Origin of the sequence: Micromonospora coriariae (assembly GCF_900091455.1) — a bacterium.
GTDB lineage: Bacteria > Actinomycetota > Actinomycetes > Mycobacteriales > Micromonosporaceae > Micromonospora > Micromonospora coriariae.
In genome coordinates, this window is record NZ_LT607412.1 from 4,540,789 (window position 1) to 4,564,607 (window position 23,819).

At 73.4% G+C, this 23,819-nt stretch carries 23 protein-coding genes and 1 pseudogene; 15 read left to right on the forward strand and 9 right to left on the reverse strand.

The window, feature by feature from the left end; all coding sequences use genetic code 11:
• Positions 1-104: 104 nt before the first annotated feature.
• The 4 genes from GA0070607_RS21275 to hisF all read left to right on the forward strand — a co-directional run bounded on the left by GA0070607_RS21275 (position 105) and on the right by hisF (position 2,940).
• Positions 105-551 (forward strand): MarR family winged helix-turn-helix transcriptional regulator, encoded by a 447-nt coding sequence (locus tag GA0070607_RS21275; RefSeq protein ID WP_089021995.1) that lies wholly within the window; start codon positions 105-107, stop codon positions 549-551.
• A 5-nt stretch (positions 552-556) separates the two neighbouring features.
• On the forward strand, positions 557-988 hold the full coding sequence (locus tag GA0070607_RS21280; protein ID WP_089021996.1) for an organic hydroperoxide resistance protein: 432 nt from the start codon (positions 557-559) through the stop codon (positions 986-988).
• A 45-nt stretch (positions 989-1,033) separates the two neighbouring features.
• The gene (locus GA0070607_RS21285; protein WP_089019768.1) at positions 1,034-2,032 is read left to right on the forward strand and encodes an NADP-dependent oxidoreductase; all 999 of its coding nucleotides are present in this window, start codon (positions 1,034-1,036) and stop codon (positions 2,030-2,032) included.
• 140 nt (positions 2,033-2,172) lie between these two features.
• On the forward strand, positions 2,173-2,940 hold the full coding sequence (gene hisF, locus GA0070607_RS21290) for an imidazole glycerol phosphate synthase subunit HisF (RefSeq protein WP_089019769.1): 768 nt from the start codon (positions 2,173-2,175) through the stop codon (positions 2,938-2,940).
• 6 nt (positions 2,941-2,946) lie between these two features.
• On the opposite strand, the gene GA0070607_RS21295 is transcribed toward hisF, so the two are convergent.
• Together GA0070607_RS21295 and yczE are read right to left on the reverse strand one after the other, a co-directional pair.
• Entirely contained in the window at positions 2,947-3,408 is a 462-nt protein-coding gene (locus GA0070607_RS21295; protein WP_089019770.1) for a hypothetical protein, read from the reverse strand.
• A gap of 102 nt (positions 3,409-3,510) precedes the next feature.
• A complete protein-coding gene (gene yczE, locus GA0070607_RS21300; protein WP_231930108.1) occupies positions 3,511-4,194 on the reverse strand; it encodes a membrane protein YczE in 684 nt (227 codons plus the stop codon).
• A gap of 59 nt (positions 4,195-4,253) precedes the next feature.
• Here yczE and yczR point away from each other — a divergent pair, with 59 nt between their 5' ends.
• Positions 4,254-5,708 (forward strand): MocR-like transcription factor YczR, encoded by a 1,455-nt coding sequence (gene yczR, locus GA0070607_RS21305; RefSeq protein ID WP_089019771.1) that lies wholly within the window; start codon positions 4,254-4,256, stop codon positions 5,706-5,708.
• Positions 5,709-5,781: 73 nt separating this feature from the next.
• Here yczR and GA0070607_RS21310 read toward each other — a convergent pair whose 3' ends face one another.
• From GA0070607_RS21310 to GA0070607_RS21320, 3 genes are all read right to left on the reverse strand, one after another.
• Positions 5,782-7,608 carry an AMP-dependent synthetase/ligase gene (locus GA0070607_RS21310; RefSeq protein WP_089019772.1) on the reverse strand — a complete coding sequence of 609 codons (1,827 nt, stop codon included), beginning with the start codon at positions 7,606-7,608 and terminating at the stop codon, positions 5,782-5,784.
• 138 nt (positions 7,609-7,746) lie between these two features.
• Positions 7,747-8,694 (reverse strand): terpene synthase family protein, encoded by a 948-nt coding sequence (locus GA0070607_RS21315; protein WP_089019773.1) that lies wholly within the window; start codon positions 8,692-8,694, stop codon positions 7,747-7,749.
• 128 nt (positions 8,695-8,822) lie between these two features.
• The gene (locus tag GA0070607_RS21320) at positions 8,823-9,449 is read right to left on the reverse strand and encodes a TIGR03085 family metal-binding protein (protein WP_089019774.1); all 627 of its coding nucleotides are present in this window, start codon (positions 9,447-9,449) and stop codon (positions 8,823-8,825) included.
• A 174-nt stretch (positions 9,450-9,623) separates the two neighbouring features.
• On the opposite strand from GA0070607_RS21320, the gene GA0070607_RS21325 reads away from it, so the two are divergent.
• From GA0070607_RS21325 to GA0070607_RS21335, 3 genes are all read left to right on the forward strand, one after another.
• On the forward strand, positions 9,624-11,507 hold the full coding sequence (locus GA0070607_RS21325; RefSeq protein WP_089019775.1) for an ABC transporter ATP-binding protein: 1,884 nt from the start codon (positions 9,624-9,626) through the stop codon (positions 11,505-11,507).
• Positions 11,508-11,568: 61 nt separating this feature from the next.
• Entirely contained in the window at positions 11,569-13,344 is a 1,776-nt protein-coding gene (locus GA0070607_RS21330) for an ABC transporter ATP-binding protein (RefSeq protein WP_089019776.1), read from the forward strand.
• Between the two features lie 99 nt (positions 13,345-13,443).
• A complete protein-coding gene (locus GA0070607_RS21335; protein WP_089019777.1) occupies positions 13,444-14,193 on the forward strand; it encodes a DUF2470 domain-containing protein in 750 nt (249 codons plus the stop codon).
• 37 nt (positions 14,194-14,230) lie between these two features.
• Here GA0070607_RS21335 and GA0070607_RS21340 read toward each other — a convergent pair whose 3' ends face one another.
• The 3 genes from GA0070607_RS21340 to GA0070607_RS21350 are packed head-to-tail and all read right to left on the reverse strand — an operon-like array spanning position 14,231 to position 16,411.
• Positions 14,231-14,827, reverse strand: a complete 597-nt coding sequence (locus tag GA0070607_RS21340) for a TetR/AcrR family transcriptional regulator (RefSeq protein WP_089019778.1) — start codon at positions 14,825-14,827, stop codon at positions 14,231-14,233.
• A 23-nt stretch (positions 14,828-14,850) separates the two neighbouring features.
• The gene (locus GA0070607_RS21345) at positions 14,851-15,606 is read right to left on the reverse strand and encodes an ABC transporter permease (RefSeq protein WP_089019779.1); all 756 of its coding nucleotides are present in this window, start codon (positions 15,604-15,606) and stop codon (positions 14,851-14,853) included.
• Between the two features lie 55 nt (positions 15,607-15,661).
• Positions 15,662-16,411: an ABC transporter ATP-binding protein gene (locus tag GA0070607_RS21350; RefSeq protein WP_089019780.1), complete on the reverse strand. Its 750-nt coding sequence runs from the start codon at positions 16,409-16,411 to the stop codon at positions 15,662-15,664.
• 548 nt (positions 16,412-16,959) lie between these two features.
• Here GA0070607_RS21350 and GA0070607_RS33475 point away from each other — a divergent pair.
• The 4 genes and pseudogenes from GA0070607_RS33475 to GA0070607_RS21365 all read left to right on the forward strand — a co-directional run.
• Positions 16,960-17,283 (forward strand): annotated as a pseudogene (locus GA0070607_RS33475) (phosphoribosyl-AMP cyclohydrolase); the annotation flags it as partial.
• A 180-nt stretch (positions 17,284-17,463) separates the two neighbouring features.
• A complete protein-coding gene (hisI, locus tag GA0070607_RS33480) occupies positions 17,464-17,895 on the forward strand; it encodes a phosphoribosyl-AMP cyclohydrolase (protein WP_089021997.1) in 432 nt (143 codons plus the stop codon).
• On the forward strand, positions 17,892-19,445 hold the full coding sequence (locus GA0070607_RS21360) for an anthranilate synthase component I (RefSeq protein WP_089019781.1): 1,554 nt from the start codon (positions 17,892-17,894) through the stop codon (positions 19,443-19,445). Before hisI ends, GA0070607_RS21360 begins: the two co-directional genes overlap by 4 nt.
• A complete protein-coding gene (locus GA0070607_RS21365) occupies positions 19,442-20,035 on the forward strand; it encodes a Trp biosynthesis-associated membrane protein (protein ID WP_089019782.1) in 594 nt (197 codons plus the stop codon). The genes GA0070607_RS21360 and GA0070607_RS21365 overlap by 4 nt, the downstream gene beginning before the upstream one ends.
• Positions 20,036-20,114: 79 nt before the next feature.
• Here the strand turns inward: GA0070607_RS21365 and GA0070607_RS21370 are convergent, their stop codons facing one another.
• On the reverse strand, positions 20,115-20,384 hold the full coding sequence (locus GA0070607_RS21370; RefSeq protein ID WP_089021998.1) for a hypothetical protein: 270 nt from the start codon (positions 20,382-20,384) through the stop codon (positions 20,115-20,117).
• 474 nt (positions 20,385-20,858) lie between these two features.
• Here GA0070607_RS21370 and trpC point away from each other — a divergent pair, with 474 nt between their 5' ends.
• Genes trpC through trpA form a run of 3 tightly spaced genes read left to right on the forward strand, consistent with a single transcriptional unit; the run spans position 20,859 to position 23,744 of the window.
• A complete protein-coding gene (trpC, locus tag GA0070607_RS21375; RefSeq protein WP_172899211.1) occupies positions 20,859-21,662 on the forward strand; it encodes an indole-3-glycerol phosphate synthase TrpC in 804 nt (267 codons plus the stop codon).
• 38 nt (positions 21,663-21,700) lie between these two features.
• Positions 21,701-22,939: a tryptophan synthase subunit beta gene (gene trpB, locus GA0070607_RS21380; protein ID WP_089019783.1), complete on the forward strand. Its 1,239-nt coding sequence runs from the start codon at positions 21,701-21,703 to the stop codon at positions 22,937-22,939.
• Position 22,940: 1 nt separating this feature from the next.
• Entirely contained in the window at positions 22,941-23,744 is an 804-nt protein-coding gene (gene trpA / locus GA0070607_RS21385; protein WP_089019784.1) for a tryptophan synthase subunit alpha, read from the forward strand.
• The last annotated feature ends 75 nt before the right edge of the window (positions 23,745-23,819 follow it).

The window sequence follows — 23,819 nt, forward strand, 5'->3', positions numbered from 1 at the left end:
CCGCTGAAGGCGGCCTCGCGCGCCCAGCCGGCGGTCACCGCCCTCATGGCCGGTTCACAGCCCGATCGGTTGTGCACAATTTAATTGTGGGCTACGGTTCAGCGGTGACCGATGACCTGGTGCTGCGCCGGCAGGTGTGCTTCGCGCTCTACGCCGCGTCGCGCGCCCTGACCGACGTCTACCGGCCGATCCTCGACCGGTTCGGCCTGACCTACCCGCAGTACCTGGTGCTGCTGGTGCTCTGGGAGCGCCCCGACGACGCCCCCACGGTCTCCGAGCTGGGCGCCGAGCTGCGGCTGGACTCCGGCACGCTCTCACCGCTGCTCAAGCGGCTGGAGGGAGCGGGCCTGGTGGTGCGGCGGCGGTCGGCACGCGACGAGCGGCGGGTCGAGGTGGGCCTCACCGAGCAGGGCCGGACGCTGCGGCAGCAGGTGGACGAGGTCCCGCTGCAGATCGCCCGGGCCACCGGGCTCGACATCGCCGAGCTGGTCGCGCTGCGCGACACCCTCACCCGGGTCACCGACACCATCCACCGACAGAAGGAGCAGTGACCATCATGCAGGTGCTCTACACCGCATCCGCCACGGCCAGCGGCGACGGCCGGGACGGCCACGTCGAGACCTCCGACGGCACATTCACCCTCGACCTGGCCGTGCCGAAGGAGATGGGTGGCGCCGGTGGCGCCGCGAACCCCGAGCAGCTCTTCGCCGCCGGCTACGCGGCCTGCTTCCACGGCGCGCTGCGCCTGGTCGCCCGCCGGGCCAAGGCCGACGTGACCGGCTCGGTCGTCGCCGCCGAGGTGGGCATCGGCCCGAACGGCAGCGGCGGGTTCGGGCTCACCGTGCGGCTCGTCGTCGACCTGCCCGCCGTGCCCCGGGACGCCGCCGAGCAGCTGGTCGAGCAGGCACACCAGGTCTGCCCGTACTCCAACGCCACCCGCGGCAACATCGACGTCGCGCTGACCGTCCGCGAGGCCCTGGCCGCGTGACGTCGCGGACCCAGGCCCCGACCGCGACGAGAGGACGACCACCCCGTGACCAGCAACCGTGAGATCCACCTGGCCAGCCGCCCCCGGGGCTGGCCCACCGAGGAGAACTTCCGGCTCGTCGAGACCGAGGTCCCGACGCCCGGCCCGGGCCAGATCGTGGTCCGCAACCAGTACCTGTCGGTCGACCCGTACATGCGTGGCCGGATGAACGACGTCAAGTCGTACGTGCCGCCGTACGCGCTCGACGCACCGCTCGACGGCGGCGCGATCGGCGAGGTGGTGGCCAGCGAGGCGGAGGGCATCGCCGTCGGCGACACCGTCCTGCACGGGCTGGGCTGGCGGGAGTACGCCCTGCTCGATGCCACCGCCGCCCGTACGGTCGACCCGAGCCTCGCCCCGGTCAGCGCGTACCTCAGCGTGCTGGGCATGACCGGCATGACGGCGTACGCCGGGCTGCTCGAGGTGGCCGCGATGAAGCCCGGCGAGACGGTATTCGTCTCCGCCGCGGCCGGCGCCGTCGGCAGCCTGGTCGGCCAGATCGCCAAGCTCAAGGGCGCCGGGCGGGTGGTCGGCAGCGCCGGCTCGCCGGCCAAGGTCGAACGGCTGCGGGCGCTGGGCTTCGACGCTGCCTTCGACTACCACGACGGGCCGGTCCGTGACTCGCTGAAGGCGGCCGCCCCGGACGGCGTCGACGTCTACTTCGACAACGTCGGCGGCGATCACCTCGAGGCGGCGATCTCGGCGATGAACCTGCACGGTCGGGCCGCCATCTGCGGCATGATCGCGCAGTACAACGACACCGAGCCACCGGCCGCGCCCCGCAACCTGGCGCTGGTCGTCGGCAAGCGGCTCACCCTGCGCGGTTTCCTGGTCCGCGACCACGGCGACGTGCGCGAGGCGTTCGTCCGCGACGTCGCCGGTTGGCTGCGCGAGGGGCGGCTCTCCTACGACGAGACGATCGTGGACGGCATCGAGAACGCCCCGGCGGCGTTCCTCGGCCTGCTGCGCGGCGACAACCTGGGCAAGATGCTCGTCCGGGTGTAAGGAAGGCCCCCCTGTTAACGCCTGCGGTATAGGAAGGGTCCCTTCCTAACACGAACGGCACCCAGGGGCACGCACGGCACCCACGGTGGCCGGCCGCACAGGCCGGCCACCGTCGTGTCGCGGAAGATAGGGTGGCGGGCATGACGGTGGCGGTGCGGGTGATCCCCTGTCTGGACGTGGACGCCGGACGGGTGGTCAAGGGTGTCAACTTCCTCGACCTGCGGGACGCCGGTGACCCGGTGGAGTTGGCCGCCGCCTACGACCGGGCCGGCGCGGACGAGTTGACCTTCCTCGACGTCACCGCGTCCTCCAGCGACCGGGGCACAATGCTCGACGTGGTACGCCGCACCGCCGAGTCGGTGTTCATCCCGCTGACCGTCGGCGGCGGCGTCCGGCAGGTCGCCGACGTGGACACGCTGCTCCGCGCCGGCGCGGACAAGGTCGGCGTGAACACCGCCGCCATCGCCCGGCCGGAGCTGATCGCCGAGATCGCCGACCGGTTCGGCCGGCAGGTGCTGGTGCTCTCCCTCGACGTACGCCGGGCCGCGGCCGGCAGCACGCCCAGCGGCTTCGAGGTCACCACGCACGGCGGCCGGCGCGGCACCGGGATCGACGCGGTGCACTGGGCGCAGCGGGGGGCTGAGCTGGGCGCGGGGGAGATCCTGCTCAACTCGATGGACGCCGACGGCACCAAGGCGGGCTTCGACCTGGCACTGATCGGCGCGGTACGCGCGGTGGTGGACGTGCCGGTCGTGGCCAGCGGCGGCGCCGGCGAGGTGGCCCACTTCGCACCCGCGATCGGTGCCGGCGCGGACGCGGTGCTCGCCGCCAGCGTCTTCCACTTCGGCGAGCTGACCGTGGCCGAGGTCAAGGACGCGCTGCGCCGCAGCGGCCACCCGGTGCGCTGAGCCCGATCAGTGCCCGCCGGAGTGACCCTCCGGTGAACGCCGGGGTGTGGGAATCGAGCGGACCGCGTACTCCTGGACAGCGGCAGCGTGGTCGGCCTCGTCCAGGTTCCACTCGGCGCTGCCCGGCGCGTGCCGGCGGCTCAGCACGCCCTGGACGGTGTCCACCATGGTCGCCACCCCGGCGCGTGGCCGGGAGCGCCAGAGCTGCTCGCCCTCGGCGGTGATCCGGAACCAGCCGTCGGCGACGCTGACCAACCCGGCGCCGACCAGCCGTCGGACGGCGGCCTCCACCTCGTGCCGCTGCGGGATCGCCTGGTTGAGGTGGTCGGCGGTGGAGAGCACGTCGGCCAGGCGTACGCCCTCCGGACGGCGGCTGGTGGCGGACCGACGGTGCCGCCCGGCCCCGCTCGCGATCACCAGCGACACGAAGATCCAGGCGTCGGTCCAGCGCCAACCGTTCTCCCCCATGCAGAGATGATGACGGCGAGCGTCGCGGAAGGGAACACCCACCCACCAACCGGCCCGCCTCCACCACCGCCGAGTGCCGGCGCGCGGACCGTCGGTGAACGCTCAGCCGGCCGGGGTCACCGGCGTGCCGGCTCCCGGCGCCGGCACGCCGGCCTCCGTTTCGGTTGCGGCGGCGTGCTGCTCGGGCACCGCGAACAGCGGGATGAACAGCTGCGCCAGCGGGCCGATGGCCAGCGCGTACGCCACCGTGCCCACACCGACCGTGCCGCCGAGCAGCCAGCCCAGCGCCAGCACGGTGACCTCGATGACCGTGCGCACCAGGCGGATCGACCGGCCGGGTCGGCGGGCCACGAAACCGGTCATCAGCCCGTCGCGTGGGCCGGGTCCCAGCCGGGCGCCGAGGTAGAGACCGGTGGCGGCGCCGTTGGCGATGATGCCGGTGATCAGCAGCGCGATCCGGACGCCGAGCGGACCGCCGGTCGGCAGCAGGGCCAGTGTGGCGTCCACCACCAGACCGATCACCACCACGTTGCTGACCGTGCCGAGACCGGGGCGTTGCCGCAGCGGAATCCAGAGCAGCAGCACCAGCGCGCCGACCCCGATGGTGACCGTGCCGAAGGAGAGCCGGGTCAGCTCGGACAACCCCTGGTGGAACACGTCCCACGGGTCGAGGCCCAGGTCGGAGCGGATCATCAGAGCCATGCTGATCCCGTACAGGGTCAGCCCGGCGTAGAGCTGGGCCAGCCGTCGCGCGGGCCGGTGCCGCAGATTGCCAATCAGTGCCATGCATGCCACCCTAGGTGCCAATCCTCCCGGAGGAAGAAGCCAATATCCGAGGAGTGGCCATGACCGGTCAGGTGCGCGGCGTCCAATTGGCCCGTCTGCTCGGGCAGTGGCACGCCCTGCCGGGTCGTCGCCGCAGCCCCGACTACGCCGCCCTGGCCGGGGCGGTGCGCGGGCTGCTCGCCGACGGCCGACTGCCGCTGGGCGTCCGCCTGCCGGCGGAACGGGAGCTGGCCGAGGCGCTGCGGATCAGCCGAACCACTGTCACCGCCGCGTACCGGCAGCTGCGCGAGACCGGGCACCTGGCGAGCCGCCGGGGCGCCGGCAGCTGGACCATGCTGCCCGGCAACCACCGGGTGGCAAGCACCGGGCTGTGGACCCCGCTGGACGACCGGGAGATGATCGACCTCGGCGTCGCCGCGCTGGCCGCCCCGCCGCAACTGCTGGCGGCCGCCCGCGCCGCCGCCGAGGACCTGCCCCGCTACCTGGGCGGAGCCGGCTACCACCCGACCGGGATCATCGAGCTGCGCGAGGCGGTGGCCGACGGGTACACCGCCCGGGGCCTGCCCACCTCGGCCGACCAGATCATGGTCACCAGTGGCACCCAGCACGCGCTGGACCTGGTGCTGCGACTCGCCCTGGCCCCCGGCGGCAGCGTGCTGGTCGAGTCGCCGACCTACCCCAACGCGCTCGCCGCGCTGGCCGGCCGGCGCGCTCGCATCACCACCCACGGCCTGGCCGCCGACGCCGGTTGGGAGTCCGACCTGCTCCTGGGCAGCCTCCGGCAGACCCGGCCCAAGCTGGCCTACCTGATCCCGGAGTTCCAGAACCCGACCGGGCACCTGATGCCGGCGTCGCTGCGCGAGCGGGTGGTGGCCGCCGCCCACGCCGTCGGCACCGACCTGGTCATCGACGAGTCCTTCGTGGACCTGCCGCTGGACGGCACCGAGCTGCCCCCGCCGACGGCCACCTTCGACCGGCACAGCCGGGTGGTCAGCATCGGCGGGATGAGCAAGCCGTACTGGGGTGGCCTGCGGATCGGTTGGGTACGCGCCTCCGCCCCGCAGGTGCAGCGGTTGGCCGCCGTCCGGGTCGGCGTGGACATGGCCAGCCCGGTGCTGGACCAACTGGTCGCCGTGCACCTGCTCGCCGACGCGCCGGCCATCGTCGCGGACCGCCGCACCCAGCTCGCCGCCCAGCGCGACGCGCTGCTCGGCGCGCTGGCGCACCGGCTGCCGGACTGGCGGATCACAGTGCCGCGCGGCGGGGTGACGCTCTGGGCCGAACTGGACGGCCCGGTCTCCAGCGCGCTGGCCCGTGCCGCCGAGGACGTCGGCGTCCGGCTGGCGCCCGGCCCGCGGTTCGGCCTGGACGGGACGCTGGAGCGCTTCCTGCGGCTGCCGTTCACCCTGCCCGCCGCCGATCTCGTTGAGGCGGTCGGGCGGATCGCCGCGGTCCGCTACGACCTGGACCGGACCGGACGGCAGCGGTGGCGGGAGCCCGCCGTCATCGCCTGAGCCCGGCCGGGTCGACCGGCTGAAACGCCGGCGGCCCCGGACCCGGACGGGTACGGGGCCACCGGCGGTGCGCTCAGAGCTCGGCGAGGGAGCCGGCGTACATCTTGTCGATCTCGGCGGCGAAGTTGCTCTCCACACCGCGTCGCTTGATCTTCAACGACGGCGTGATCTCGCCGTCCTCGATTGTCAGGTCGCGCGGCAGGATCGCGACCTTCTTGATCGTCTCCCAGCGGTTGAGCTTGGCGTTGAGCTGGGCGACGTACTCCTCGACCATCGCCTTGGCCTCCGGCGAGGCGACGATGGCCGAGTAGTCGCGGCCCTCCAGCGGGCCGCCGGCCACCCACCCCCGGATCGCGTCCGGGTCCAGCGTGACAAGCATCGTGCAGAAGTTGCGGGCCTGCCCGACCACGACCGCCTGCGAGGTGTACGGGCAGATCGCCTTGAACATCCCCTCGATGTGCGAGGGCGCGATGTACTTGCCGCCCGAGGTCTTGACCAGGTCCTTCTTCCGGTCGGTGATCCGCAGGTAGCCCTGCTCGTCGAGGCTGCCGATGTCGCCGGTGCGGAAGAACCCGTCCTCGGTGAACGCGGCGGCGGTCTCCTCCGGCAGGTTGTGGTAGCCGCGCATCACCGGCCGGCCGCGGACCAGGATCTCCCCGTCGGTGTCGATCCGGCACTCCAGGTCGCCCATCGCCCGGCCCACCGTGCCGATCCGCAGCCCGGAGGGCGGGTTGACGAAGTTGCCGGCGCTCGTCTCGGTCAGGCCGTAGCCCTCGGAGATCGGCAGGTTGGCGGCGGCGAAGAAGGTGGCGATCTCCGGGCTGAGCGGAGCCGCGCCCGAGACCAGCACCCGCATCCGGCCGCCCAGGCGGGCCTGGAGCTTGCTGAACACCAGCTTCTCGGCCAACCCGTACCGCAGCTTCAGCCCGGCGGGCACCGGCTTGCCGGCCTGCTCCAGGGTCACCTTCTCCTTGCCGACCCGGACACCCCAGGCGAAGATCTTCGCCTTCGCGCCGCCAGCGCCCTGCGCTGTGGTCACCGCCTTGTTGTAGACCTTCTCGAACACCCGGGGCGCGCCGCACATCAGCGTCGGCCGGATCACCGAGAGCAGGTCGACCAGCTTTTCCACCCGCCCGTCGACGTAGGTGGGCAGGCCCACGTGGATGGCGCCGCAGAGCAGCGTCTTGCCGAACGAGTGGGCCAGCGGCAGCCACAGGTACTGCAGGTCGTCGTCGCGGAGCAGCCCGACCTCGGCCTGCGCCACGGCCTCCCAGCACCAGCCGCCGTGCAGCAGCTCGACGCCCTTGGGCCGGCCGGTGGTGCCGGAGGTGTAGATCAGGGTGGCCAGGTGCTCCGGACCGATGCCGGCCACGAGCATGTCGATCAGTTCCGGTTCGGCGGCCAGCGCGCGGGTGCCCCGCTCCTCCAGGTCGGCGAGGGTGAGCTGGGGGACCGCGGCGGTCTCGTCGGGGGCGCCGTCGAGGAGCACCACGTGGGTCAGCGCGGGCAGGTCGGCACCGGCGATCTTGGCGGCCTGGGCCGGGTTCTCCGCGAACAGCACAGTCGAACCGGAGTCGGCGATGATGTAGGTCGCGTCCGCCGGCTCGGTGGTCGGATAGACGGTGGTGGTCGACCCGCCGGCGCACATGATGCCGAGGTCGGCGATCACCCAGTCCAGGCGGGTGTTGGCGAGGATCGCGACGGGATCCTCCAGGCCGACGCCCAGGCCGTGCAGGCCGGCGGCGACCGCCTTCGCGCGCTGGCCGACCTGTTCCCAGGTCAGCCAGACGGGGCCCGACTCGTCAGGGGCCGGGGAGGCGAACGCGTGCCGGTCGGGGGTGGCCGCCACGCGCTTGAGGAACATGTCCGGGATGGAGCGGTACGGGACATCGAGAGCCATCGCTGTAGCCGCCTTCGGGGGTGGTGGCGTGACGGTCGTCACGTCATAGTGGTTACCGAAGGGTATTGCCTGGCACCGGGCATCGGCTAGCCCTGGTGATCGTCCGGGGCTCCCGTCCCGCCATCCGGTACGGCCGGATCAGGCGTAACGGGCGGCCACCAGTGACCAGTCGTAGGTTGCCCGGATCCAGTTGCGCCGGGCGGCGAGCGCCGAACGCAACTCGTCGTCGCCGCTGGCCAGCAGCGCGTCCTCCGCGCTCAGGTATGCCGTCAGCCCCTGGTTGAACCGGTCGGCCGCCGCCCGCAGGGCGCCCGGCTCGTCCGTGCCGGTCTCGTGGGCGATCACGGTCACCAGGTTGTGCGCGTCCGGGTCGGCCCGGCTCTCCTTGCCGTAGGAGAAGAGGTCGTTGCACCAGCAGACCAGGTCCACCGCCAGCAGGTCCAGGGCGGCCAGCGCCGGGTCGGCGTGCCGGCCCGGCTCGGGCGGCTCCTGCGACGCCAGGTCGGTCAGGGTGAGGCAGGGATGCACGCCGCCGATGTGTCGGCGCAGTTGGACGTACTCCGCCACCTCGGGCACCCGCCGGCGCTCCCGGTTGGTCGCCTCCCAGAGCAGCGCCAGCAGGTACTCGCGTACCTGGTGGACGAACCGCAGCAGCAGTGCCGGGCGGTCGTGCAGCCGGGTCCGGCGGCACAGGTCGTGCAGCGCGTCACCCAGCGGCCCCGCGGCCGGCGGTACGACGTCGGGGTCACCGCACCGGTCCAGCACGTCGAGAAGGGTGCCGATCGCCGGCGCCAGCCGGCCCGGGTCGGCGCCGAGGCCGTCCTCGTCGCAGGCGTCGTCCATCACGAAGAGCCAGGAGATCAGGTCGGTGAGCAGCCGCAGCCCGTCCGCCGACCCGTCGGGGGAGGCCCGCCCGGCCAGGCCGGCGGCGTCCGCCCGCTGCAACCGGTGGACCCGATGGCTGGAATCGATCAGCCCGAACGCGCGCGCCCACTCGACGCTCTCGCCGGCCACCCGATCCGTGGCCTCATGGCGCCCCGCGGGAAACGGGGGCTCCCGCAGCGCCGAGATCGCGAAAGTCCGCATAGTAACGCCCCCACTCGTGCCGCACCGGCGCGGAACGGCGCGGTGAAGCGTACGTGAGCAGGGATCGTTGCGCGTCGCTGGGAGCGATGCTTTCCACAGAGGGAGCGTGACCGTTTAGGTACAGACGGTTACATTCCCAGGCTGGCGTTGCGGAGCAACCGCGCGGACGCCGCCGAACCGTCCAACTGGACACGCGCCACCCGCTGCCGACCGGAAAGGAACAGGGCCAACTCGGCCGGGGCGCCGACCATCCGCAGCCGCTCGCCGCCGCGGCCGACGGAGATCCCGCCGTACCCCGGCGCCTGTACGTAGAGGTCCGCCGGAAAGCGGCGCAGGGCCAGTCGGGCCAGCGGGGCGACCCGCCTCCAGAGCGCGGCCTGCAGGCCGGGCGGCAGCTCGCGCGGCAGCCACCCCGACCCGGCCCGCCGTACGTCCTCGTGGTGGATGAAGAACTCCAGCGTGTTGGCCAGTTCGTCGGTCACCGGGTTGCTGACCGGGCTCCACACCGGCGGCCGGCGCACCTGCGCCACCAGGTCGGCGTAGGGCCGGGCGGCGAGGCGGCGACGGACCCGTTCGGCGTACCCGCGCAGCGGGGCCAGCATGATCCCGCCGGCCGCGTCCGGGCGGCGCTCCCGCAGCACCAGATGCGCGGCGAGGTCACGGGTCGCCCAGCCCTCGTTGATCGTCGGCGCGTCCGGCCCGAGGGCCAGCAGGAGATCCGCCAGCGCCTCGCGCTCGCCTCGGGCGTACCGCATGGCCCGATCGTAGGCCCGCGGGCCCGTCGGCGCCCGCCGGTGGATGCCGGGTCGGCATAACCGGTCTCGTCGCGCTCCGATACGTGATGGTCGACATATGCGGTCCGGGTCGGCGGGGGTGGTCCTGACCGGTAAGGATGAGGGAGATAATGGTGGCTTACGGCGGGGGAGAGCGTGGCGACCAAGACAAGTCGGGATGTGCTCGGCCGGGGGCTGGGGGTTCTCCGGCAGGCGATCCGGGAACAGCCACGGATCTTCACGGTGGCGGTGGTCGGCAGCGTGCTGTTCGGCTCGATGGTCATCGTCAGCGCGTACGTGGTCGGCGGGGTCGTCGGCGACGTGGTGGTGCCGGCCATCGCGCGGGGCGAGGTGGCCACCGGCAGCCTGGCACTGGCCGCGATCGCCCTGTTCGGCATCAGCGTGCTGCGGGTGGTCGGCATCTTCGGCCGCCGGCTCGGCGCCGGCTACATGCAGTACCGCCTCCAGGCCGCCTACCGTCGTCGGGTCACCCGCCGCTACCTGGACCTGCCGCTGTCCTGGCACCACCGCAACGCCACCGGCACCCTGCTCTCCAACGCCAACTCGGACGTCGAGGCGGCCTGGTACCCGATCGCCCCGCTGCCCTTCGCGGTCGGCACCCTGGTGATGCTGGTCGGCGCGATCGTCTCGCTGTTCGCCACCGACTGGGCGCTGGCCCTGGTCGGCCTCGCGGTCTTCCCCGCGCTGTTCGCGCTCAACGTGGTCTACTCCCGCCGGATGGCGCCCCGGCAGGCCCGGGCGCAGCGGCTGCGCGCCGAGGTCAGCGGCATCGCCCACGAGAGCTTCGACGGCGCACTGGTGGTCAAGACGATGGGCCGTGAGGCGCAGGAGACCGCCCGGTTCGCCGGCCGGGCCGGTGAGCTGCGCGACGCGCTGATCGCGGTCGGCCGGCTGCGCGGCGTCTTCGATCCGCTGCTGGAGACGCTGCCCAGCCTCGGCACCCTGGCCGTGCTGGTGGTCGGGGCGTTCCGGTTGCGCCAGGGCGCGATCAGCGTCACCGAGCTGGTCAGCGTGGCCTTCCTCTTCACCGTGCTGGCCTTTCCGGTGCGGGCCATCGGCTGGGTGCTGGCCGAGCTGCCGCGCAGCGTCGCCGGCTGGGACCGGGTCCGCCGGGTGCTCGACGCCACCGGCGAGATGCCGTACGGGCGGCGGGTGCTCGACCCGGCCACCCCGGGCCCGGCCACCCTCACCTTCACCGACGTGCACTTCTCCTACCCGCCCGCCGAGGCGCACCAGCCCGGCGTGCGGGTGCTCGGCGAGGTCGGCTTCACGGTGCCCGCCGGGCGGACGGTGGCACTGGTCGGGCCGACCGGCGCCGGGAAGTCCACAATCGCCTCGCTGGCGGTGCGCCTGGTCGACCCGGACGCCGGCGTCGTCACGCTGGACGGGGTGGACGTGCGCGAGCTCACCGCAGCGTCGCTGGCCGGCACGGTCGCCCTTGTCGCCCAGGTGCCGTTCGTCTTCGACGACACGGTCCGCGCCAACATCGCACTCGACCGGCCGGGCATCGACGACGAGGACGTCTGGGCGGCACTGCGGCTGGCCGAGGCGGACGGGTTCGTCGCGGCGCTGCCCGACGGTCTGGACACGATGGTCGGCGAGCGGGGCACCTCGCTCTCCGGCGGGCAGCGGCAGCGCCTCACCCTGGCCCGCGCGCTGGCCGGCCGGCCGCGCCTGCTGGTGCTCGACGACGCGACGAGCGCGGTGGACCCCCGGGTGGAGGCGGCCATCCTGGCCGGTCTGCGCTCATCAGGGGCTGAGCCGGGGGTTCCGGCCGCGTCGATCCTGGTGGTGGCGTACCGCCGGGCCACCATCGCCCTGGCCGACGAGGTCATCTACGTGGAGCAGGGGCGGGTGATCGCGCGGGGCACGCACACCCAGCTGTTGGCCACCGTGCCGGGCTACGTCGACCTGGTCACCGCCTACGAGCAGGCGGAGGTCGACCGCGCGCAGGAGCGCCCGTACGAGGACGAGGTCGCGCCGCTGCCCTCGGGCCTGGAAATCGAGGTGGACCGGTGAGCGCGAGGAGTGCAGCGCAGCGGAGCCCCGCAGTCGCGAACGAAAGGCCGCTCCGGTGACAGTGAAGACGGACGAGCGGGACGAGCGGGCCGAGACGACCTGGCAGACGCTGCGGCGAGGGTTGTCGCTCTCGCCGGAGCTGCGGACCGGGCTGGCGGGCACCCTGGCCCTGGCGCTGGTCTACATGGTGGGCCGGGTGGCCGTGCCGGTCGCCGTGCAGCAGGGCATCGACCGCGGCATCGTCGGTGGTCTGAACCTGAACGTGGTCTGGTCGGTGGTGGTGGTCACCGCCGCGATCCTCACGGTGACCACGCTCTGCGGCTACCTGATGATGCGCCGGCTGTTCACGGTCAGCGAGACGGCGCTGGCCAACGTGCGGACCAGGGCGTTCCGGCACGTGCACGACCTGTCGATGCTGCACCAGCAGTCGGAGCGGCGCGGCTCGCTGGTCTCACGGGTGACCAGCGACGTCGACCAGATCACCCAGTTCCTCCAGTGGGGTGGGGTGATCCTGCTGGTCAACCTCGGCCAGCTGGTGGTCACCACGATCGTCATGCTGGCGTACTCCTGGCAGTTGACAGTGGTGGTGCTGGTGGCGTTCCTGCCGGCGGTGTTCATCATCCGGCAGCTGCAACGCCGCCTGGGCGCCGCGTACGCGACGGTGCGTCAGCGCACCGGCACGCTGCTCGGCGCGATCGGCGAGAGCGTGGTGGGCGCGCCGGTGATCCGGGCGTACGGCATCGCGGGGCGCACCGCGCGACGGCTGGACGACGCGATCGACAGCCAGCGTCTGGCGCAGCAGCGGGCGATCCGGATCAGCATCGTGGGCAGTTCGGTCGGCGAGCTCGCCGCCGGGGTGGCGCTGGCCGGCGTGGTGGTGCTCGGGGTGACGCTGGGGGTGGACGGCACCCTGTCGATCGGCCAGCTGACCGCGTTCCTCTTCCTGGTGACGCTCTTCATCCAGCCGGTGCAGATCGCCACCGAGGTGCTCAACGAGGCGCAGAACGCGATCGCGGGCTGGCGCCGGGTGCTCGACGTGCTGGACGTCGCCCCGGACGTGGCCGACCCGGGGGAGCAGGGGCGGGAGTTGCCGGGCGGGCCGTTGGACATCAGGTTCGCCGGGGTGCGGTTCGCCTATCCGGGTGGTCCTCCCGTGCTGCACGACATCGACCTGGAGATCCCGGCGAAGAGCCGGGTGGCGGTGGTCGGCGAGACCGGGAGCGGCAAGACCACGTTCGCCAAGCTGCTGACCCGGTTGATGGATCCGTCGGCGGGTGCCGTGCTGCTGTCCGGGGTGCCGCTGGCGGAGGTCCGGTTCGACTCGCTGCGCTCCCGTGTGGTGATGGTCCCGCAGGACGGGTTCCTCTTCGACGCGACGGTGGGGGACAACGTCCGGTTCGCCCGGCCGGAGCTGACCGACGAGCAGCTCAACGCCGCCTTCACGGAGCTGGGTCTGGCGGACTGGCTGGACGGCCTGCCGGCCGGCCTGGACACGCCGGTGGGTGAGCGCGGTGAGGCGCTCAGCGTCGGGGAGCGGCAGCTGGTCGCACTGGCTCGGGCGTACGTGGCCGACCCGGACCTGCTGGTGCTGGACGAGGCGACCAGCGCGGTGGACCCGGCCACCGAGGTGCGCCTGCAACGCACCCTGGACGCGGTCACCCGTGGTCGGACCACCCTGGCCATCGCGCACCGGCTCTCCACCGCGCAGGCCGCCGACGAGGTGATCGTGGTGGATCGGGGGCGGGTCGTGCAGCGCGGCCCGCACGACGAGCTGGTCCGCGACGCCGACTCGGTCTACGGCCTGCTCTACGCCTCCTGGCTGGAGCAGACCCGGTAACGGAGCGGTGCCCACCTGCGCCGGGGATGGCTGGACGCCGCAGGCCGGGTGCTCTACGCTCCGGGTTAGGTAAGCCTAACCTCTGAAGGAGGTCGCGCCATGCGGCCCAGCCCCGCCGAGATCGTTCGTACCCTCGTCGCCGGCCGGCTGCCCGGTCTCGTCCACCTGGCCCACCGGCCGGGCCCGCACCACGCCCGGCACGTGACCGATCCGGACGGCCGGGTCCTGCTCCTGGTGCCGGTGGCCAGCCACCTGGCCGCCGCGCTGCGGCCGGCCACCGGGGGCACCGACGTCGCGGTGGTGCTCGACGTGCTCGACCTGCCACCCGCGGCCGGCGCGCCGGGGCTGGGTCGGGCCTGGGTCTCCGGCTGGGCCGCCGAGCTGCACGGCGCCGAGGCCCGCCGCGCGGCTGTCGACTTCGCCGTGGTGGAGCCGACCGGCGACCTGCTCGACCTGGGCGTCCGGTTCCGGCTGTTCCGCTTCGAGGTGGTCGAGGTCCGCTGGGAGCGCGCCGGCGTCGTGCAGCGGATCGACCCGGGGGAGTACGCCGAGGCCGAGCCGGACCCGGTGCACCCGGTCGAGGCGCGGCTGCTGGCCGACCTCACGGAGCGCGACGCCGGGCAGGTGACCGAGTACCTGCGCCGGCAGCTCGGGTTGACCGAGCAGACTCCGGACGGGCCGCCCCGGGTGGTGCGCATCGACCGTTACGGGCTGGTGGTCGCCCTCGGTCGCCCCGGCGCCCGGCGGCGGGTCCGGCTCGCCTTCCCGTGCCCGGTGGCCGACCCGGACGACCTGGTCCGGCTGCTGCCGCCGCTGCGCCGCCGCGCCGAGGCCCACCCGCCGGGCTGACCGCTCACCGGCCGCCCCGGGGGACCGCGTGCCGGCGCTAGCTCGGCAGCGGCCCGGTCAGGTAGCGCTGCACGGTCGGGCCGATCGCCGCGACCAGCGTCTCCGGGTCGGCGGACGCCACCGGCTCCAGCCGCACCACGTGCCGCATCATGGCCAACCCGATCAGCTGGGTGGCGACCAGCGAGCCGCGCAGCGGCAGCTCGGTCCGCTCGACGTCGAGCTGGTCGAGCACCCGGCGCAGCACCTGCGTGGTGATGAACTCGCGCAGCAGCCGGGCCGTCCACTCGTTGCTCACCGCCGAGCGCAGCAGGGCCACCCCGGCGTTGCCGGCCGGGGAGTCCCAGACACCCAGGAAGGTGCGGACCAGCCGTTCACCGATGCCGTCCTGGTCGCCCGCGAGCACCTTCGGCAGCAGCTCTCCCGGGTCGACCGGCGAGTTCATCGCGGCCAGGAAGAGCTGGTCCTTGCTGCCGAAGTAGTGGTGCACCAGCGCCGGATCCACCCCGGCGGTGCCGGCGATGGCGCGGATCGACGCGGCGTCGAAGCCACGCTCGGAGAACGCCTCCCGCGCCGCGTCGAGGATCGCCTGCCGGGTGTCCTGGTTGCCGGGTCGCCGGCCGGTCCGCCGCGCCATCGCCGCCCCTCGCTCGCCAGCCGTCAGCCGCTGCGCCGGCGCAGGGTGGCCGCCGCGAGCACCAGTGCCAGCACCACCGCACCGAGCACCACCACCACGTCCCGCCACATCGTGCCGGTCGGCTCGGCGTTGGCGCCGACCTCCTGCAACGCCTCGATGGCGTACGACAGGGGGAAGGCGTCGCTCAACGCCTGGAGCCAGCCGGCCATCTCGTCGCGGGCCACGAACAGCCCGCAGAGCAGCAGCTGGGGGATCACCACGACCGGCAGGAACTGTACTGCCTGGAACTCGGTGCGGGCGAAGGCGCTGCAGAACAGCCCGAGGGCGACGCCGAGCACCGCGTCGATCACCGCGATCCCGATCACCAGTCCACTGCTGCCGGCGGTGTCCAGATCGAAGATCCAGTACGCCACGCCGGCGGCGACCGCGGCCTGCACGGCGGCGGCCAGCCCGAACGCGATGCCGTAGCCGAAGAGCAGGTCGAGCTTGCCCAGCGGCGTGGTGAGCAGCCGCTCCAGGGTGCCGGAGGTGCGCTCGCGGAGCATGGCGATGCTGGTCACCAGGAACATGATCACGAACGGGAAGATGCCGAGCATCACCAGCGCGATCCGGTCGAACGCCGACGGCTGCCCGGGCGGGGTCGGCTGGTCGGCGTACATGAAGTAGACCAGGGTGAGCAGGACGGACGGCACCACCACGAGCAGCGCGATGGTGCGCCGGTCGTGCCGGAGCTGGCGCAGGATTCGGCCCGTGGTGGCCGCCAGGATCCGCGGGTTCATGACATGCCTCCGGTTCGCGGCTGCGGGGCTCGCAGGCCTGACTCCTTCTTCGCGCTCACGACGCCTCCCGTCCGGCCGTCGCGTCGGCGGAGCCCGGCTCGCCGGCCCGGATCAGCCGCAGGAACGCCTCGTCGAGGTCGTCCACACCGGCGGCCGCACGGATCGCGGCCGGGCTGTCGTCGGCGATCAGCCGGCCCTCCCGGATCAACAGCAGCCGGTCGCAGCGGGCCGCCTCGTCCATTACGTGGCTGGACACCAGCAGGGTGGTGCCCGCGGCGGCCATCGCGTGGAACCGGGCCCACAGGTCGGCCCGCAGCACCGGGTCCTGACCGACTGTGGGCTCGTCGAGGATGACCAGCTCCGGCTCACCGACGAGGGCGCAGGCCAGGGATGCCCGGCTGCGCTGGCCGCCGGACAGGGTGCTGACCAGTTGGCCGGCCGCCCGGGTCAGCCCGACGTCGCTGATCGCCTGGTCCGCCTCGGCGCGACCCCGCCCGTGCAGGGCCGCGAAGTACCGGGCGTTCTCCCGCACGGTCAGGTCGGCGTAGACGCTCGGCGCCTGGGTCAGGTAGCCCACCTGATGCCGTAGCGCGGGCGAGCCGGCCGGCTGGCCCAGCACTGTGACCGTCCCCCTGGTGACCACCTGCACCCCGACGACCGCGCGCATGAACGTCGTCTTGCCGCTGCCGCTGGGGCCGAGCAGCCCGGTCACGGCACCGCGCGGGACGGTGCAGCTGATGCCGTCCAGCACCCGCCGCCCGCCCCGGTCGACGAGCAGGTCGTGGACCGCTATCGCGTCGTCCATCACGCACCTCCGGAAAAACTCATCATCTGATGAACTCAACGCTAGATGAGATACCGACCCTGGCGCAACGATCGACCCACGCGTATCGCCGCGCGGAGCGTGGGAACGGGCAGTAGCCTCCGGACCGGACACCAGGTCCGGCAACGGGCATTGCGCACCGATCGGGCGTACGGCACGATGACGCCGTGGGTCACGCTCCGTTACCGGACAGCGGGTTTCTCGAAGACTGGGCCGCGCGGTTGCGGCAGGCGGCCGAGCGACCCGTCGTCGGCATCCTGCTGCGCGGCAGTCACGCCCGGCGGGCGGCCACCGCGCACAGCGACGTCGACCTCGACGTGCTGGTCGGCGGCGCCCCGTACGAGGCCCGTCGGGCGTATCTGGCCGAGTCAGCGGGCCGGCTCACCCACGTGTCGGTGGCCGCGCGGGACGTCCGCTCCTGGGTGCACCGGCTGGGTGAGCCGGCCGACTGGGCCTTCGGGCTGCCGGTCACCGCACCGGCGCGGCTGCTCTGGGCCGACCCGTACTGGCGGCGCCGCATCGACCTCCCGGTGCTCTGCCAGCCCGCCGAACCGCCCCGGCTGGAGGAGCTGATCGCCACGCTGGGTAAGGCTGCCGCCGCCCGGGCCGCCGACGACCGCCCCGGGCTCCGGCTCGCGGTGGCGGACCTGGCACGCCTCTGCCCCTCCGTGCTGCGCCCCGCCAACCCGTCGGTGCGGGTGTTCTCCCGCCGGGCGGCCTTCGCGGCGGCCCTGGAGCTGCCGGTCGCTCCGCCCCGTTACCGGGACGACATGCTGCTCTGCCTCGGGCTGCGTCCGGGCGCCACCGGGCAGCTCTGGGCCGCCGCCGTGCGGCTGGTCGCGGGAACGCTGCCGCTGATCCGCCCGTACGCCGAGCAGATCGCCGAAACGGCGGGCAGCGACCTGGCCGACGCCCTGGTGGACGGCCGACTGGACCGCTACGTCGCGCAGTTGGCCCGGCCCGCCAGCCCCGCCCCGCGGCCCAGGCGGGAGCCGTCGCAGGTTCCCGCGCCGCGTGCGGGACAATCGGTGACTGTGCCCGTACCTGACGCGCCGGTGACCGGCGTCCCCAACGATCCGACCGGCCCGACGCCGGCGCCGGCCCGCCCGTCCCAGCTCGACCCGGCCATCGCCGCGCGCCTGCGCCGCACCGCCGACGGCCTGGTCGCCGCAGTGGTCCGCGCGCACGACTCCGGCGAGGTGCTGATGGTCGCCTGGATGGACGACGAGGCGCTGCACCGCACCCTCACCACCGGCCGGGCCACCTACTGGTCGCGCAGCCGGCGCGAGTACTGGGTCAAGGGCGCCACCTCCGGGCACCACCAGTACGTCCGCTCGGTGGCGCTGGACTGCGACGGAGACGCGCTGCTGGTCAGCGTGGACCAGGTCGGCGCCGCCTGCCACACGGGTCACCGGACGTGCTTCTTCACCGAACTGCCCGTCACCGGTCTCGAGGCCCGCCCATGACCGACGGCGCGGTGAGCCCCGACCTGGCCACCTTCACCGAGCTGGCCGCCCACTGGCGGGTCGTGCCGGTCACCCGGCGGCTGCTGGCCGACGCGGAGACCCCGGTCGGGGTCTACCGCAAGCTGGCCGGCGGGCCCGGCACGTTCCTGCTCGAATCCGCCGAACAGGGCGTGGGCTCCGCCGGCATGGCCTGGTCGCGGTACTCGTTCATCGGGGTACGCAGCAGCGCCACGCTTGTCGAGCGGGACGGCGTGGCGACCTGGCTCGGCCAGCCGCCGGCCGGGCTGCCCACCGAGGGCGACCCGGTGCGGGTGCTGCGGGAGACCGTCGCGGCGTTGGCCGGCCCTTCCGGCGACCCGTCCGGCGGCCTGCCGCCGCTGACCGGCGGCATGGTCGGCTACCTCGGCTACGACCTCGTCCGCCGCTTCGAGCGGCTGCCCGAGCTGACCGAGGACGACCTGGGCGTGCCGGAGCTGGGCATGATGCTCGCCACCGACCTGGTGGTGCTCGACCACTACGACGGTTCGGCCCTGCTGGTCGCCAACGCGGTGCTGCCGCCGCTGGACGCCCCGGACCGCGCCGCGCAGGTCACCGCCGCGTACCACCACGCGGTGGGCCGGCTGGACGCGATGACTACCGCGCTGTCCCGGCCCATCCCGCCGATGATCTCCACCGTCGAGCGCCCGCCGGCCGGTGAGGTGCTCTGCCGCACCCCGGACGGGGGCTACCCGAAGGCTGTGGAGGCGGCGAGGGAGGCGATCCGGGCCGGCGAGTGCTTCCAGATCGTGCTTTCCCAGCGCTTCGAGCGGTCGACGCACGCCGATCCGCTGGACGTGTACCGGGTGCTGCGCACCAGCAACCCCAGCCCGTACATGTACCTGCTGCGCTTCGACGGGTTCGACATCGTCGGTTCGTCGCCGGAGGCGCACCTGAAGGTCACCGGCGGTGCGGACGGGCGGCGCCGCGCGCTGCTGCACCCGATTGCCGGCACCCGACCGCGCGGTGGCACACCGGCCGCCGACGCCGGGCTCGCCGCCGAACTCCTCGCCGACCCGAAGGAGCGTGCCGAGCACGTGATGCTCGTCGACCTGGGCCGCAACGACCTGGGCCGGGTCTGCCAGCCGGGCAGCGTGGAGGTGCCCGAGTTCGCCACCATCGAGCGGTACAGCCACGTGATGCACATCGTCTCCACCGTGACCGGCACGCTGCGTGACGATCGCAGCGCGTTCGACGCGCTCGCCGCGACGTTCCCGGCCGGCACGCTCTCCGGTGCGCCGAAGGTGCGGGCCATGGAGATCATCGAGGAGCTGGAACCGGTCCGCCGCGGCGTCTACGGGGGCACGGTCGGCTACTTCGGCTTCGGCGGCGACCTGGACATGGCGATCGCCATCCGGACCGCGCTGATCCGCGACGGCCGGGCCTACGTGCAGGCCGGCGCGGGGGTGGTCGCCGACTCGGACCCGGCCGCCGAGGACCAGGAGACCCGCAACAAGGCCGCCGCGGTGCTGGCCGCGATCGCGGCCGCCGAGACGTTGCGGCCGGCCCGATGACGGGTCCGACGCAACAGCACGACCGGGCCGCGACGGGTCGGCGTCAGCTGACGTACGCCGTGCTGCTCTGTCTCGCCGGCGCCGGCCTGGCGCTCTGGGCGTCGACGCGGAGCTGGTCGGTCGAGTTGACCGCGCGCCCGGCGCCGCTGCCGCCGGTGCGCGACGCCCGTAGCGGTGCTGCCCTGCTGCCGTGGCTGCCGGCGCTGGCCCTGGTCACGCTGGCCGGCGCCGGCGCGGTGCTGGCCACTCGCGGCCGGTTGCGGCGGCTGCTGGGCGTTCTGCTCGGCGTGCTCGGTCTGGCCGTGGCGGCCGGCGGCGGGTACGGGCTGGTCACCGATTTCGACGGCGTGGTGAGCCGGCAGTGGCCGGCGCTCTGTCTGCTCGGTGGCCTGCTGGCCGCGGTGGGCGGCGGGTGGACCGCGCTGCGTGGCGGCGGCTGGCCGGCGATGGGCGCCCGGTACGAGCGGCCGGCGCGGACCAGCCCGCAGAGCTCACCGCCGGAGGCCGGACCGGCCGGACCGATGGCCGGGCGGCGCACCACCGAGGCGTGGGACGCGCTGGACCGGGGCGAGGATCCGACGGCCGGCTGATCCGACGGCCGGCTGTTCCTACGACCGGCCGGCCGACCCGACGGCCGGCGCACCTCACGGCGCTGCGGCCGGGCGGGTGTCAAGCGACCGGTTGACGCTCCCGCTGCTGGCGGCGGGCGGCGGCGCGGGCGGCGGTCAACTCGGCCACCAGGCGGTCCAGTTCGGCGCGCTGGTCGGCGCGGGCCCGGTCGGCGCAGACCGCCTCCCAGGCGTTGCCGCGCGCGGTCCGCATCCGCCCCTCGCCGACCACGGCCCGCTCAAGTGTGTGCACCACCCCCACGGCGAGCGATGCCACCGTCCGCGAGATGGTGGTCAGCCCGATGCTGGGGGTCGGCTCGGAAATGCTCATGGTCACCTCGCACGAGGAGTTGGCGACGGTCGGGCAGGCGCGCCATCGAGTCTGCCCGAGGACGATGCTGGCCGGCTGACATTTCGCCGGGGTGACCGCCCGGTCAACTGTCCCGCCTCGGCCGCGACCAGGCACCGGCCGTTCGGCCTTGAGCTTGCTCACAGCATCGACGAACATCGCTGTCATGATGGGTTCGGTGGCGCGATCGACGCATTGGCCCGGTTCGACCGGGCCGCCAGCTCTCGTCGTACGACGCTTGCCGGTGCCGGAGGTGGCGCTGAGTGACATCCCCTTCACGGCAAGTCGGCCATTATGCCGCAGGCCTTTTCGTGAGCAGCGCCATACCCCCGGCTCCCGGCTCCGGCCGGCTGCCCCTAGCATCGGCCCATGACACCCGGAGAGGGGAGTCCGATGGTGACTGATGAGCATGCGCACGCGGAGGGGGACGAGGCCGGTCAGGCGGCGTCCGTAAGCGTGCTCGACGAGATCCTGGCTGGCGTACGCGAGGACGTCGCCCGGCGCCAGGAACAGGTTCCGTTGGAGCGGATCCGTGAACTGGCAGCGGCGGCGCCGCCGCCGCTGGACGCGTACGCGGCGCTGCGCAAGCCCGGCGTCGCGGTGATCGCCGAGGTGAAGCGGTCCTCGCCGTCCAAGGGCCGCCTGGCCGAGATCGCCGATCCGGCCGATCTCGCCGTCGACTACGCCTCCGGTGGGGCGCGCGCGATCAGCGTGCTCACCGAGGGTCGCTGGTTCGGCGGCTCGCTGGACGACCTGGCGGCCGTCCGGGCCGCGGTCTCCGTGCCGGTGCTGCGTAAGGACTTCGTGGTCTCCAGCTACCAGGTGCACGAGGCGCGCGCGCACGGCGCCGACCTGGTCCTGCTGATCGTCGCCGCGCTCGAGCAGAACGTGCTGATGGGCCTGCTGGAGCGGATCGAGTCGCTGGGCATGACGGCGCTGGTCGAGGTGCACGACGAGGAGGAGGCCGACCGGGCTCTGGAGGCCGGCGCGCAGGTGATCGGGGTCAACGCCCGTGACCTGCGTACCCTGGAGGTCGACCGGTCGGTGTTCGAGCGGATCGCGCCCGGCCTGCCCAGCAGCGTCGTCAAGATCGCTGAGTCTGGCGTCCGCGGCCCGCACGACCTGATCCGGTACGCCTCCGCGGGTGCCGACGCGGTCCTCGTCGGCGAGGGCCTGGTCACGCAGAAGAGCCCCCGGGAGGCGGTGGCCGAGCTGGTCAACGCCGGCAACCACCCGGCAACGCCCCGGCCGGTGCGCTGACCTCGCGCCGGTCTGACGCCCCACCGAGAGGATTTCCGATGAGCGCCGACGCGCTGGCCCCGGCGGCCGGTACGCAGCCCGACTCCGCCGGACACTTCGGCCGCTTCGGCGGTCGATTCGTGCCCGAGGCCCTGGTGGCCGCGCTGGACGAGCTCGACGGGGCGTGGCGCACGGCGATGGCGGACGAGTCCTTCCGGGCCGAGTTCGGCGCCCTGTTGCGCGACTACGCAGGTACCCCGTCGCTGCTCTACGAGGCCCGGCGCTTCTCCGCGAAGGTCGGCGCGCGGGTGCTGCTAAAGCGCGAGGACCTCAACCACACCGGGGCGCACAAGGTGCGCAACGTGCTCGGCCAGGCGCTGCTCACCAAGCGGATGGGCAAGACCCGCGTGATCGCGGAGACCGGCGCGGGCCAGCACGGCGTGGCCACCGCGACCGCCGCCGCCCTGTTCGACCTGGAGTGCGTGGTCTACATGGGCCAGGTCGACACCGAGCGGCAGGCGCTCAACGTGGCCAGGATGCGGATGCTCGGCGCCACAGTCGTTCCGGTCACCACCGGCTCGCGCACCCTCAAGGACGCGATGAACGAGGCGATGCGTGACTGGGTGGCGAACGTCGACGAGACGCACTACCTGATCGGCACCGCCGCCGGGCCGCACCCGTTCCCGGCGATGGTCCGCGACTTCGTCCGGGGCATCGGCGACGAGGCCCGCCAGCAGTGCCTGGACCTCACCGGCGCGCTGCCGGACGCGGTCACCGCCTGCGTCGGCGGCGGTTCCAACGCCCTGGGCATCTTCCACGCCTTCGTGGGCGATGACGACGTGCGGCTGTACGGCTTCGAGGCCGGCGGCGACGGTGTGGAGACCGGCCGCCACGCGGCCAGCATCACCGGTGGCTCGGCGGGCGTTCTGCACGGCACCCGCACCTACGTGCTGCAGGACGCCGACGGGCAGACGCAGGAGTCGCACTCGATCTCCGCCGGGCTGGACTACCCGGGCGTCGGGCCCGAGCACGCCTGGCTGCACGACACCGGCCGGGCCAGCTACCAGCCGGTCACGGACGACGAGGCGATGGCCGCGTTCGAGCTGCTCTGCCGCACCGAGGGGATCATCCCGGCGATCGAGAGCGCACACGCGCTCGCCGGCACCCTCGCGCTGGCCCCGAAGCTCGCCGCCGAGCTCGGCCGGGAGCCCACCATCGTGGTCAACCTCTCCGGGCGGGGCGACAAGGACGTGCACACCGCCGGCGACTACTTCGGCATCCTCGACAAGGAGCGGTGAGATGAGCCGGATCGGTGTGGCCTTCGACAAGGCACGAGCCGACGGGCGGGCCCTGCTGGTCGGCTGCATGCCGGCCGGGTTTCCGACGGTCGACGGCAGCATCGCGGCGATGACCGCGATGGTCGAGGCCGGCGTCGACGTCATCGAGGTGGAGATCCCGTACTCCGACCCGGTGATGGACGGGCCGGTCATCCAGAAGGCCAGCGACATCGCGCTGGCCGGCGGGGTACGCACCGCGGACACGCTGCGCATCGTCGAGGCGGTCGCGGCCACCGGCGCCCCGGTGGTCACGATGACCTACTGGAACCCGGTCGAGCGCTACGGCGTGGACGCGTTCGCCCGCGATCTCGCCGCCGCCGGCGGGACGGGCCTGATCACCCCGGACCTCATCCCCGACGAGGCGGACGAGTGGCTGGCCGCTTCGGACGCACACGGGTTGGACCGCACCTTCCTGGTCTCGCCGTCGTCCACCGACGCCCGGCTGGCGATGACCGTGGCGCACTGCCGGGGCTTCGTCTACGCCACGGCTGTGATGGGTGTGACCGGGGCTCGCGCGCAGACCTCCGACGCCGCCCCGACGCTCGTCTCCCGGGTCCGCGCGGTCACCGACCTGCCGGTCGGTGTCGGCCTGGGCGTGGGCACCGGTGCGCAGGCCGGCACCGTCGCCGGGTACGCCGACGGAGTGATCGTGGGCAGCGCGCTGGTGCGCTGCGTGCTCGACGCGCCCTCCGAGGCCGACGGACTGACCGCCCTGCGCACCCTGAGCGCCGAGCTCGCCGAGGGCGTCCGCACACCGACCCGCTGACCGTCGGGCGGCTGACCTTTGTCACGGTGATACCTGTGAGTCATAAATATGACTCACAGGTATCACGTTCAATTG